Source organism: Kocuria dechangensis, from assembly GCF_014636775.1.
Classification (GTDB): Bacteria; Actinomycetota; Actinomycetes; order Actinomycetales; family Micrococcaceae; genus Kocuria; species Kocuria dechangensis.
In genome coordinates this window covers 48,018-59,890 of sequence record NZ_BMEQ01000023.1, presented here as the reverse complement: position 1 = coordinate 59,890, position 11,873 = coordinate 48,018, and the positions used below count along the sequence as shown (strand labels likewise).

At 71.0% G+C, this 11,873-nt stretch carries 12 protein-coding genes and 1 pseudogene; 9 read left to right on the top strand and 4 right to left on the bottom strand.

The window, feature by feature from the left end; genetic code table 11:
• The first annotated feature begins 94 nt into the window (after positions 1 to 94).
• The 3 genes from IEW07_RS16500 (at position 95) to IEW07_RS16490 (ending at position 1,437) form a co-directional block, all read left to right on the top strand.
• Positions 95 to 280, top strand: a complete 186-nt coding sequence (locus tag IEW07_RS16500; protein ID WP_188539230.1) for a hypothetical protein — start codon at positions 95 to 97, stop codon at positions 278 to 280.
• A gap of 12 nt (positions 281 to 292) precedes the next feature.
• Positions 293 to 871 (top strand): hypothetical protein, encoded by a 579-nt coding sequence (locus tag IEW07_RS16495; RefSeq protein WP_188539228.1) that lies wholly within the window; start codon positions 293 to 295, stop codon positions 869 to 871.
• Between the two features lie 200 nt (positions 872 to 1,071).
• The gene (locus tag IEW07_RS16490) at positions 1,072 to 1,437 is read left to right on the top strand and encodes a hypothetical protein (protein ID WP_188539227.1); all 366 of its coding nucleotides are present in this window, start codon (positions 1,072 to 1,074) and stop codon (positions 1,435 to 1,437) included.
• Between the two features lie 153 nt (positions 1,438 to 1,590).
• On the opposite strand, the gene IEW07_RS21145 is transcribed toward IEW07_RS16490, so the two are convergent.
• Together IEW07_RS21145 and IEW07_RS16480 are read right to left on the bottom strand one after the other, a co-directional pair.
• Positions 1,591 to 3,225: an S-layer homology domain-containing protein gene (locus IEW07_RS21145; protein WP_229741919.1), complete on the bottom strand. Its 1,635-nt coding sequence runs from the start codon at positions 3,223 to 3,225 to the stop codon at positions 1,591 to 1,593.
• 324 nt (positions 3,226 to 3,549) lie between these two features.
• A complete protein-coding gene (locus IEW07_RS16480) occupies positions 3,550 to 4,950 on the bottom strand; it encodes an MFS transporter (protein WP_188539225.1) in 1,401 nt (466 codons plus the stop codon).
• A gap of 206 nt (positions 4,951 to 5,156) precedes the next feature.
• Here IEW07_RS16480 and IEW07_RS16475 point away from each other — a divergent pair, with 206 nt between their 5' ends.
• The 4 genes from IEW07_RS16475 (at position 5,157) to IEW07_RS16460 (ending at position 8,412) form a co-directional block, all read left to right on the top strand.
• Positions 5,157 to 5,915, top strand: a complete 759-nt coding sequence (locus IEW07_RS16475) for an IclR family transcriptional regulator (RefSeq protein WP_229741918.1) — start codon at positions 5,157 to 5,159, stop codon at positions 5,913 to 5,915.
• Between the two features lie 77 nt (positions 5,916 to 5,992).
• Positions 5,993 to 6,868, top strand: coding sequence for a shikimate dehydrogenase (locus IEW07_RS16470; RefSeq protein WP_188539223.1), 876 nt, complete (start codon positions 5,993 to 5,995; stop codon positions 6,866 to 6,868).
• 194 nt (positions 6,869 to 7,062) lie between these two features.
• Positions 7,063 to 7,848, top strand: coding sequence for a VOC family protein (locus IEW07_RS16465; RefSeq protein WP_188539221.1), 786 nt, complete (start codon positions 7,063 to 7,065; stop codon positions 7,846 to 7,848).
• 177 nt (positions 7,849 to 8,025) lie between these two features.
• Complete coding sequence (locus IEW07_RS16460; RefSeq protein WP_188539219.1) at positions 8,026 to 8,412, top strand: VOC family protein; 387 nt, start codon at positions 8,026 to 8,028, stop codon at positions 8,410 to 8,412.
• A 673-nt stretch (positions 8,413 to 9,085) separates the two neighbouring features.
• Here the strand turns inward: IEW07_RS16460 and IEW07_RS21140 are convergent.
• Positions 9,086 to 9,518 (bottom strand): annotated as a pseudogene (locus IEW07_RS21140) (SDR family NAD(P)-dependent oxidoreductase); the annotation flags it as partial.
• On the opposite strand from IEW07_RS21140, the gene IEW07_RS16450 reads away from it, so the two are divergent.
• Positions 9,420 to 10,502 (top strand): helix-turn-helix transcriptional regulator, encoded by a 1,083-nt coding sequence (locus IEW07_RS16450; protein ID WP_371870239.1) that lies wholly within the window; start codon positions 9,420 to 9,422, stop codon positions 10,500 to 10,502. The pseudogene IEW07_RS21140 and the gene IEW07_RS16450 overlap by 99 nt on opposite strands.
• On the opposite strand, the gene IEW07_RS16445 is transcribed toward IEW07_RS16450, so the two are convergent.
• Positions 10,423 to 10,899 (bottom strand): hypothetical protein, encoded by a 477-nt coding sequence (locus IEW07_RS16445; protein WP_188539217.1) that lies wholly within the window; start codon positions 10,897 to 10,899, stop codon positions 10,423 to 10,425. The two genes, IEW07_RS16450 and IEW07_RS16445, sit on opposite strands and share 80 nt — an antisense overlap.
• Before the next feature lie 374 nt (positions 10,900 to 11,273).
• On the opposite strand from IEW07_RS16445, the gene IEW07_RS16440 reads away from it, so the two are divergent.
• Positions 11,274 to 11,738, top strand: a complete 465-nt coding sequence (locus IEW07_RS16440) for an OsmC family protein (protein WP_188539216.1) — start codon at positions 11,274 to 11,276, stop codon at positions 11,736 to 11,738.
• The last annotated feature ends 135 nt before the right edge of the window (positions 11,739 to 11,873 follow it).

Below are 11,873 nucleotides of genomic sequence, written 5' to 3'. Positions count from 1 at the left end.
CCGCCGACTCGGGCATCCAGTCTGCTCTACAACGGAACAGACGGTGCAGTCCCATTAGGATCGGGGCACCACCGCCGCCGGAGAGGGAGCACAGATGATGACCCATCAGCCCGAAGAGCGCGAGGACGACCGTCGCATCCGTGAGAAGAACTGGCTGGCCGACAGCACCGAGGAGCTCAACGCCCGCCCCGCCGACGGTCCCGCGGGCCCGCTGTCCGAACAGCCGGCCGGGGAGAACACCGAGATCTCCACCGAGCCACAACCTCCCTCCGGTGCCTGAGAGGCGATCCTCATGACCGAGCAGAACCAGCCCGACGGCTCGGTGGGCGGCTCGGAAGCACGCGACGCCTACCGTCAAGGGCTGTACTGGTACAGCCGCACGGACTGGCGCCCCGGGGCTGCCGAGGACGGGGACCTGGAGCCGTTCGTCCTGCACACCCGGCGTCGCCAGATGGGCGCCCCGGTGGACCCCGCCACCCCGGGCCAGTCCCAGCCGGTGCAGCGCACCTACCGGGTCAGGCACATGCCCGAGGGGTACTCCGGCTACCTGGAGGAAGCTGATGTCACCGCCTCTGCGGACCCGCACGACGAGCTGCTCTACGTGAAGCTGGATGCGGTGCTCCACCACCGCCCCCAGCAGGACAAGAACCGGGGCCGCACCGGGTACAAGCTCACGCGCCTGGAGAACGGCGGCACGGAGTACCGCTACGAGCTGCGCGAGGCAGAGGCCGGTGTGTCCGTCGTCTACCCCTGCGGCAAGCACGGCGACGATCTCATCGAGCAGGATCATCTGGCGGTCCTCCCCGCGGAGATGGCGGAACCGGAGACCGGCCCGAACACCACCGCTGGCAAGGGGCCCGAGGCCGAGTAGTTCCCACCGACTGCTCGCCGGCGGCGCTCCGCACTCAGGGGCTGAGACCGATGAGCCCAGGAGCCCCCATGCCTCTCCCCACCGATCTGCCGTCCCTGCTGCGCCGCGCCGAGGACGCCTGACCACACCCCACATCCACGAACTGAAATCCGGTGTCACCGATGTCAGCGACCGCGCGCGGGCGGCATAGACTCCCGGGCATGAGCACCCCGCTGCTGCTGGACCCAGGCTTCTTCGTCCGGCCACTGCCGGGCACGGGTCCGGACGGCCACCTGGCCACCGTCTGCTCCACCCTGGTCTTCGAGGCGTTCGAGGACGCCCTGCACCACCTCGACCAGATCGCCCTGTACCTGGCGCCCGAGCACACGGTCGTGGGCATCGAGCCCCGTCCGGTGCGCGCCCACGTGCCCGGGACCGTGTCACCGGAGCGCCCCATCGGGTACCGGATCGTCAGCCGGGACGCGGCCGACCCGACGGCGATAGCCCGGCAGGTCGCCGCCCTGAAGGCCGCCGTGCTCTGCTTGGGGATGACCTGCATCGAGGCCCTGGACCCGTTGGCTCCCTGAGCAGCCTCGGCGCGGGGCCGCCCCCGTGGGGATCATGATCGCTCCCGACCTCGCGCGGCTGCCCACACCGGCCCGACGGAGACCCACCACGTTCGACGGGCCGCCGCGGCCCCTTCCCCACTGCGCAGGCGCCTTGCGCGCTCCGGCCAGGGATCAGGGCGCGGTCTGGAGCGGCCACCCGCTGACCCAGAACCGGGCGTCGCCGAGCACCAGTGGTGATTCGCCCGTGCCGGTGACGCGGGTGACCTCGACACGCTCCCCCGCTCCGACCGTGGCCCATCGCGGGGCGCCGGCGGCGATCGTGTAGCTCTCCTGCTCCACCCCGTCGGCGGAGAGAACCCGCACCTGGTACTGGGTGGAGGGGTCGGCGCTGCGATCGCTCAGACCGATCTCCGCGGTGAACCCGCGCTCGCCCTGCAAGGGGTGCTCGAGCAGCTGTGGAGTCTGCCCGATCCCGGTGTAGGACAGGGAGTTGGGGAAGTACTCCCCGGCAATCGCCTCCGGGCGGCGGACGAAGGACTCGTCCGGCTGCTCCTCGGTATGGCTGAGGAAGTAGACGCGCTGATGTGGCGCGTAGCGGTCCGGGTGCAGGAGATCCGGGGTGACGTCGGAGAGCATTCGAGCCCCGCCGAGCACGAAGGTCGAGGTCCCGGTACCGGCCAGCTTCGTGACCTCGAACCGGATCCGGTCCTGGTCGGCGGCCGCGTCGTCGTAGACCACCGGATGCCCGGGACGGACGTCCGCGATCTCCCGGATCCTGTCCTCGTAGTAGACCTGCACCCGGTAGAGGGCCTCCGGGTCCTCGTGGCCGTCCTCGACGGCGAAGACCGTCTCGATCTTCTCGTAGCCGGCCCCTGCGGTGTCCAGGTCGAGCACGGTCTGCTCCTGAGCGGAGAACTCTCGAACCGCCGAGGAGCCCAGGTCGTAGCCGTCCAACCGTGCGGAGCGGAACGTGAAGCCACCGTTGTGCGCGACCGGCACCTTCTCCAGCGCGGTGGGCGTGGGCGTGCGCCATTCCGGGACGGCGTAGCGGTAGAGGAAGGCGGCCATCGCGTCTCGCTGGACCGGCTCCACCGGCCGGTAGGTGCCGTCGGCCCACCCGGTGCTGATGCCCTTGGCCGCCAGCCACGCGATCTCCTTGTAGTGCTCCTGACCCGGGGTGACGTCGCGGAACGTCGAGTCGGTGGGCGGGACATAGTGCGGGGTACCGGCCGCCCGGTAGAGGAAGGCCGCCATCGCGTCGCGGTTTACCGGTTCCCACGGACGGTAGGTCCCGTCGGCCCAACCGCGGGCGATGCCCTGCTCCGTCAGCCAGGCGATCTCCTTGTAGAACATCGTGGAGGTCGACACGTCCCGGAACGGGGAGACCGCCGGAGGCGTGTACTCCGGAGACCCTGCCAGACGGTAGAGGAACGCAGCCATCGCGTCGCGGGCCACCGGTGCAGACGGGCGGTAGCGCGGATAGTCGCTCCCCTCCACGGGCCAGCCCGTGGTGATGCCGGCTTGGAACGCCCAATGGATCGCATGGACGTGCTGATTGCGACGGGCATCCAGGAAGAAGAGCATCCCCGCCGCGGCCTGGGCCTCGGCGGTCACCGGAGCGTCCGCGTCGGCCTCCCATTGGACGGCGAGGTCAGCAGCGGCCTGCTCTGCGGTCTCCACAGCTTCGATCCCGGTGATCGGTTCCGGCGCCGCTTCCGCAGCAGTGGCCGGACCCATCCCCGCCATCAGCGTGGTCGTCAAAGTCGCCCCCGTGAGCCCGCTGAGCATCGTGCGCCGTCCAGTCATGCCGTCCCCCTGTCACGGGCCGGCCCCCGCCGACCGTGGTCCCCTCTCCCCAGCGTGATCTATTCGCTTTTGTAATGACAGACCCACTGTCGGGGACACGATGGATCTTGAATTGCCACTCGCGGTCACGAGCCCGGCGTCGGGCGCATCGAGTTCCCGCTGGACCCGGCTCGCCCGTCTGCGGCATGGACGGCGAAGACCGGTGCCCTGACCACGAGGGCGGTCAGGACACCGGTCAGTGGAACTCTCGGTGGAGCTGCGGACACCATCGGGTGGACGGTCATCACCCTGCCCGACCGAGTTCTCCGGCCGGGCAGGGCCGGGTCAGACGCTGGAGGCCTTGGCGGACTGGTCCAGCCTGGCCAGGGCGATGGCCTCGGTGCGGGTGGTGTGCAGATCGTCGATGTCGCCCAGGGTCTTGTCCTTGGTCTCCTTGGCGGTCAGGGCCGCGACCACGGAGATCAGGCAGGCCGCGGTGACGAAGCCGGCCACGCCCAGCCAGTTGTCGCCCTCGGCGCCGGCCAGGGAGCTGGCCAGGACGGGGGCGAAGCCGCCCGAGACGGCGAAGCCGATCTGGGTGCCCAGCGCCAGGCCGGTCACCCGGACGCGGGTCGGGAACATCTCGGCGTAGAACGAGGGCCAGATGCCGTTGGCCATCGAGTAGAAGAACCCGGACATGATGGCGCCCAGGACGAAGATCAGCATCCAGTTCCCGGCGTGCACGGCTGCCAGGTAGGGGTACATCATCACGGCGGCGCCGAGCGCCCCGGCGATGAAGACAGGCTTGCGCCCGATCCGGTCGGCAACCATGGCGGCCACGGGGATCATCAGCAGAGCCACAGCGTTGGCGGTGACGGAGACCCACAGCATGGTGGAACGGTCCAGGCCCACCACGGAGGTGGCGAAGGACAGCGACCACACCAGGAAGACCACGTTGACCGTGTTGATCATGGCGGCGGCGGCCACGCGGGCCACGGCGGTCTTGTGGTACTTGAACATCAGCGCCAGCGGGGTGGCCGGCTTCTCGCCGGGCAGCTCGGCCCGGGCCTGCTCGAATGCAGGGGGCTCCTCCAGGTGGCGGCGGATCATGTACGCGACGACCACCACGACGGCGGAGAGCCAGAACGGCACGCGCCAGCCCCAGCTGAACAGCTGCTCCTCGGTCAGCACCAGGGTGAAGGGGATGAACACGGCGGTGGCCAGCAGCGTGCCGAACTGGGTGCCCTGCAGCGTCCAGCTCGTGGTGAAGGCCCGCTGGTGCTCGTTGGCGTGCTCCAGCGAGACCGAGATCGCGCTGGCCTGCTCACCGGAGGCCGAGAGCCCCTGGATCACGCGGCACAGCACGAGCAGAGCCGGCGCCAGGAGGCCCGCCTGGTCGTAGGTGGGCAGGCAGCCGACGGCGAACGTGCCGGCGCCCATCATGAAGAGGGTCAGCATGAGGACGAACTTGCGCCCGAACCGGTCTCCGAGCGGACCCATGATGAGCGCGCCGAGCGGGCGGACGACGTAGGCCACACCCACGGTGCCCATCGACAGCAGGATGGCGACGCCCGGGGAGGTCTCGGCGGGGAAGAAGAGGTGGTTGAGCACCAGGGCCGCGGCGGTGCCGTACACGGCGAAGTCGTAGTACTCGAGGGCGGAGCCGATCCAGCTGGCCAGGGCCGCCTTCTTGGGGGTCCTGCCGTGGGCCGCGGCCGCGGCGGCCGATGGAGGAGCGTGGTTCATGACAAGTCCTTCGCTGAGTTCACTGACGTTCTGGACGTGGTACCGGGGAGCGACCCGAGGATCGAGGCGACAGGGGCGCCGTGAGAGCACGGAGTCGTTCCCGCCCGGTGCGCCGCCAACTTTGTTTCCACATATTGGCAACGATTGCTGTATGCTGGATTTCTAGGATGATCCAAATCACAATGGACGTCAAGGAGGGTGGAACGGTGACGGAGAAGTCAGGCACGGTGGGCAAGGCCCTGGGGCTGCTCACGATGCTCGGGGAGTACCCCCAGGGGGCGACGGCGGGGCAGATCGCGGAGGCCGCGGGGTACCCGTTCAGCACGGCCTACCGTTTGCTGAACACCCTGGTGAAGACCGGCTTCGCCGCCTACGACCCGCAGGAGAAGCACTACCGGCTCGGCCTGCGGATCTACCAGCTGGGGCAGAAGGTCGCCCACCACCGCGGATTCGAGGGCGCGGCGCGGCCGGCCCTCCAGCACCTGACCGAGAGCACCGGGGAGAGCTCCATCCTGGCCGTGCTGGACGACGACCAGTTCCTGACGGTGCACAAGGTCGACGGGCCGCAGTTCCGCATCACCACCGACCCCGGGGACCGCGGGCCGCTGCACACCTCCTCCCTGGGCAAGGTCCTGCTCGCCTACGCCGAGCCCGCCACCCGCGAGCACCTGCTGGCCAGCATCGACCTCGTCCCACGCACCGAGCACTCGATCACCGACCGGGACGAGCTCCGACGCCAGATCGACGAGGTCCGGCAGCAGGGCTGGGCCGGCCAGTCCGAGGAGAACGACGTCGGCATGGCCGCCGTCGCCGTGCCGGTCCTGTCGGCCTCGCACCGGCTGATCGCCGCCGTCTCCCTGGCCGCCCCGCTCTTCCGGACCGATCTGGAAGGACTCCAGCACCATCTGCCGGAGCTGCGCCGAGCCGCGGCCACCCTGGCGCTGGAACTGCCCATCCGCACTTGACCGGCCCACCCGATGCCCCCTGCTTTCTGGGGCGCAGCACCGTCAGACCACAACCCGTCACCTCTGAAGGAGACCGCATGAGCACCACGTCCGAGTCCTACCTGGTGGGCCTGATCGGGGCCGGCATCACCGCCAGCCTCACCCCGCCGATGCACGAGGCCGAGGCCGCCCACCACGGCCTGCACTACCTCTACCGCCCCGTCGACCTGGAGGCCATCGGCCGCCCCGGCACCGACGTCGGGGAGCTCCTGCGGGCCGGGCGGGACCTGGGCTTCAACGCCTTCAACATCACCCACCCCTGCAAGCAGCTGGTCCTGGACCACCTCCACGAGACCACCCCCGCCGCCGCGGCCCTGAAGGCCGTCAACACCGTCCTGATCCGTGACGGGCGCTTCATCGGCCACAACACCGACCAGACCGGCTTCGCCGCCGGGCTCGCCGCCGAGCTGCCCGAGGCCCCCAAGGAGAGCGTCGTGCAGATCGGCACCGGCGGGGCCGGCTCCGCGGTGGCCGCCGCCCTGCTGAGCCAGGGGGTGCAGGCCCTGCATTTGTTCGACGTCGACCCGACGCGGGCCGCCGAACGAGCCCAGGCTCTGGGGCAGATGTTCCCCCACCAGTCCGTCGCCGCCGCCGGCACCGAGGAACTGCCCGGGCTGATCGCCGCCGCCGACGGGGTGGTCAATGCCACCCCGGTGGGCATGCACCACCACCCCGGCACCCCGATCGACACCTCCTTGCTGTCGGCGAGGCAGTGGGTGGCCGATGTCATCTACCTGCCGGTGGACACCGAGCTCATCACCGCCGCCCGCGCCGCCGGGTGCCGGGTCCTCGACGGCGGGCACATGGCCGTGGGCCAGGCCGCCGACGCGTTCGCGCTGATCACCGGGATGGAACCGGACCGCGCCCGGATGCGCGCCTACTTCCTGGAGCTCCTCCACGCCCAGCAGGGCTGACCCCCACCCCCACCCCGACCCGCCGCCAGGGGCCGGCGCCGGGGCGCCGCACCGGCGCCTTGTGCCGTCCGAGGGCATCCGTAGTCTGGGTCGTGTCGGAGGTCACCGCAGGACGTTCTTCCCCGTGGGCACCGCGTCGCGCCGCTGATCTCCGTCAGGACGGTTCCACACGATCTCGCGGAAGGACCCCTCTCATGACCACGCGCAACGACCCCTGGCCCGCCGGCACTCCGTGCTGGGTGGATCTGATGGCCTCCGATCTGGAGCGCACCCGCGCCTTCTACACCGCTGTGCTGGGCTGGGACTACACCGACTCCGACCCCCAGTACGGCGGGTACTCCAACGCCCTGGTCGGCGGACGCGCCGTCGCAGGACTCTCGCCCACCATGGAGGGCATGGAGGAGGCCCCGCACACGTGGTGCGTGTACCTGGCCACCGAGGATGTCACCGCCGACGCTGCCAAGGCCACCGGGGCCGGGGCCACTGCGGTGTTCGAGCCCATGGAGGTCGGGCCCTTCGGGCACATGGGCATGTGGACCGACCCGGGCGGGGCGCTGTTCGGGATGTGGCAGGCCAAGGAGCACACCGGTTTCCAGCTCTTCGGCGAGCCCGGCGCCCCGGTGTGGTGCGACCTCATGGCCGCCGACCCGGCCGCCGCCCGGGACTTCTACGCCCGGGTCTTCGGCTACACCTACCAGGACATCGGCAACGAGAAGATGCCCTACGCCCTGTTCACCGTCCCCGGCCAGGACATGCCCGCCGGAGGGATCGGCGGGCTCGACCCCGACCACCCCGAGGTCCCGCCGATGTGGTCGGTCGCGTTCCAGGTCGACGACGTCGACGCCGCCGCCGAGCGCATCCGCGGGGCCGGCGGTGCTGTCACCTGGGAGCCCTCGGACTTCGAGTACGGGCGGATGGCCGTGGCCACCGGCCCCGACGGGGAGATCTTCACGGTCATGACCCCGACCGAGAACATGTAGGCCGCACGAGCCGACACGTTTCCTGGATGCCGGCACGCCCGGCAGCCGGCACAGCGGCCCCGCCACGGGCTCGTCACGGCGGGGCCGCCGTGCCGGCGGTGGCGCGGGCCGGCCCGACGTCCGCCACCCCGCGACGCCGGGGTGGGCTGCTGCCGCCGATACGGCTACGGTCGGGCCATGGCCAGGCACGAGCTGTTCCCGATCATCAATTGCGGCGACCTCTCCGGCACGCGCGTCTTCTACGAGTCCGTGTTCGGTGCCACCGTGACCTATCGGTTCCCCGAGACCGGCGAGCCCGTGTACCTCGTGCTCCAGGTCGGGGACTGCCAGCTCGCCCTGGGCACCGGCACCGCACCGGCTCTGTACGGGAGCACGCCCCTGCCCGCGACCGGCCACGCCGTGGACATCTGCGTCTACGTGGACGACCTGGAGAGGGTGGTCGACGCAGCACGCCGGGCGGGCGCCGCAGTGCCGGTGCGCCCGCAGGACATGCCCTGGGGCGAGACCGTGGCCTACGTGCAGGACCCGGAGAACACGATGCTGCTGGTCATCCAGGCCGAGTAGCACGGGGCAGCCGGGCTGCCCCGTGCGACCGGGGCACGGTCCGCACTCCTGGGTGACCGGCAGGGCCCGACCGCTCGGTGCGTCACATGCACCCGGGGCCTTCCGCTTTCTCCGTCCGTCAGCCAGAGTGGCTCCTGCGTCCACCCCCCGCTCAGAGAGGACAGGCGATGCTCAACGAGGAGCACACCGGCCGTTTCGACTACGAAGACATGGCTCTGGAGGAGATCGAGGACGACCTGTCCAACTACGGTTCCGCATAGCCGCCTGCTCCCGACCTCACCCCCGTTCGACCGGGCAGGACAGCGGCCCTGGAGAGGCCGCGTGGCCCATCTCGCTCAGGACCGGTCGACGGCCAGCGAGGAGGAGAGCTCGCGGTGGGCGTCGACCTGGGCCAGCAGGTCCCTGGCCTTCTGCTCGACGGCCTCGACGGCGTTGGCCCCGGCCACCCAGCGTGCCGGGGGCTGCTCGAGTCCGGTGAGCCGGCCAGGGCGGCGGCGAGCTTGGCCGGGTCTCCGCCCTGCCGGCCGTTCATCGAGGTCCAGGCCGTGACGGTCCGGCGGGTGCGATCGGCGTAGTCGGCAGTGGAGGGCTCGGCGTAGGTGGTCGACTCCAGGGTGAGCAGGTCGGTGCGGAAGAAGCCGGGCTCCACCAGCATCGTGGTGATGCCGAAGGGTGCGACCTCCGGGGCCAGGGACTCGATCCACCCCTCGACCCCGAACTTCGAGGCCGCGTACGCAGTGCAGAACTCCTGCCCGACGATCCCGGCGGTCGAGGAGATAGCGACCACCAGCCCGGAGCGCTGGGCGCGCATGACGGGAAGCACCGCGCGCGTGATGTTCATCGGCCCGGACATCGGCCGGGGAGATCTCCTCGAAGAACCCGGCGTAGAAGTTCCCGGCGTTGTTCACCAGCACGTCGAGGCGCCCGAACCGATCCACGGCGGACTCCACGGCGGCCTGGGCGGCGGCGGGGTCGGTGATGTCCAGCGACAGGGCGAGGAGGTTCTCGTGCTCGCCGAGCGCCGCGGTGACCCTGGCGGCGTCGCGGGCGGTTCCGACGACGGAGTGGCCGTCGGCCAGGGCGGCCCGGGCGATGTCGGTGCCCATGCCACGGCCGGCACCGGTGATGAACCACATCTGCTGCTGCGCGGTCTGCGTCGTGTTCTGCTCGGTCATGAGGATCAGATCCTTCGTTCGGGGAAAGTCATTCGTGGTGGTGCCCCTGTCCGGAACGGCCGGTGGGCCAGGATCACCCCGGAACAGGCCGGGCTGCCGGCCTACGCGGGCACCCGCTGGGTGCCGGGGCTGCGCCGCGGGGAGGTCGCGACCATGGCCGGGGTCAGCATCGAGTACTACACCCGCCTGGAGCGCGGCAACCTCGCCGGGGCGTCGGAGGAGGTGCTCGAAGCGATCGCCCGGGCCCTGCGCCTGGACGAGGCCGAACGGGCCCACCTGCTCGACCTGGCCCGCGCCGCAGGGCAGGGCAGCCGGCCCCGCCGGCGTCCGGCGCCCAAACAGCTGGTGCGCCCCGGCGTGCAGCTGGCGCTGGACGCGATCACGGGCGCTCCGGCGTACGTGGGCAACGGGCGCCTGGACATCCTCGCGGCCAACGCCCTGGGCCGCGCCCTGTTCGTGCCGCTGTACGAGACGCCGGTCCGGCCGGTCAACCATGCCCGCTTCGTCTTCCTCGACGACCGCTCCCGCACCTTCCACCACGACTGGGAGCGGGCGGCCGAGGACACCGTGGCGATCCTGCACGCCGCCGCCGGCCGCGACCCCTACGACCGGGCGCTCACGGACCTGGTCGGAGAGCTGTCCACCCGCAGCCAGGAATTTCGTGCCCTGTGGGCGGCCCACGACGTGCGCGCCCACTCCACCGGGACCAAGCACTTCCACCACCCCGTCGTCGGGGAGCTCCACCTCCTGTTCGAGGCCATGGAGATCTCCGCCGACACCGGGCTGTCCCTGTACGTCTACAGCCCCGAGCCCGGAACCCCCTCCGAGGACGCGATCAAGCTGCTGGCCGGCTGGGCCTGCGATCCCTGGCCTGCCGGGCGAGGGTCCACACCACCACCGCGGCCGCGGCCATGAGGGTGACGTGGAAGGTGTACTCGATGACGAGCAGCTGATCCAGGTGCAGGCCGACCACCAGGTGCAGTCCGTCGTGCAGCCACCAGGAGATGAGCAGCCACGTCAGCGCCAGATGGGTCGCGGTCGCGCGGCCCGGAGTGCTGAACACGGGCGCGATCAGGGCTCGTCCCGCGATCGCGACGAAGACCCCCGCGCCGAACACCACGGCGTCGATGGCCGCCAGGAGGACGAACAGCGGCAGCTGCACCCCCGTCGGGGTCGGGGCCTCGGGGGCCGGCTCGAACACCCAGGGGCTGACCAGGAACGCCGAGACCGCGACGAGGACCCCCAGGATGATCCCCGCCCTGGTGCCGGTGGGGCGCCGGGACTGCTGCGACGGACGGACGGTGGCGCTCATGACGTTCCCCTCGACGACGCCCTGCCCGCTCACGGGCTGACGACTCCAGTTCACGCGCCGGCCGGCAGCCGCTTCAAGAGCTGCCGCCCACCAGCCGCCGAATCGTGACCCTCCGCCGCAACACTCCGGACGGGTCGTCGCACCCTGCCGGCGCTCGCGGGTCGGGCCTCAGCCGGCCGGGCAGCGAGCTCTCATCGTGGGGACCCCGGCCCCGATGAGGTCGTCGCAGTACGTGCCGCGGCCGGCCATCGCCATGGTCAGCGCCGGCGTCGTCCCCCGCACCAGGGCACCGGAGCCGGACGCGAAGGGACCGTCGGTCGCCTCCGGGCGAAGGTCCTCGGCAGCGCTGCGGGTGGACTTGGCATCATGGGCTCATGAGTGAAGTCCAAGACCCCGTGCTGCGGTCCGTCGAGCTGTCCCGCACCGCCACCGGCCACTACATCGCCCGCAACGCGGCGGGCGCCGAGCTCGCCTTCGGCCAGGGTGAGGGCCTGCTGTCCCCCGTGGAGCTCCTGCTGGCCGCGATTGCCGGGTGCTCCGCCATCGACGTGGACACCGCGACCTCTCGCAGCACGGAGCCCTCGGAGTTCCGGGTCGAGGCCACCGGGCGCAAGATCGTCGAGGAGAACGGCGCGAACCGCTTGGAGGACCTGCACCTCTCCTTCCACCTCTCGTTCCCCGACGACGCCGGCGGTCGCAAGGCCGCCGGCATGGTCGAGCGCCTCGTCGCCCTGTCCCACGACAAGTACTGCACGGTCTCGCGGACGGTGGAGCACGGCAGCGCCGTCGGCCACGACATCACCGTGGGCCTCGACGGCACCTCGGGCGACGCCCGGTAGAGGCCCGGCAGGGAACGGACGCCCTCTCGATCCGAAGGCTTCTCCCCGTGGTCCGCATGGGTCCGCGCGCGCCCTGCGGCGAGCGGGACGACCCCGGACATTTGTTTGACACGGGATGCAAATTAAGGGTCTTGC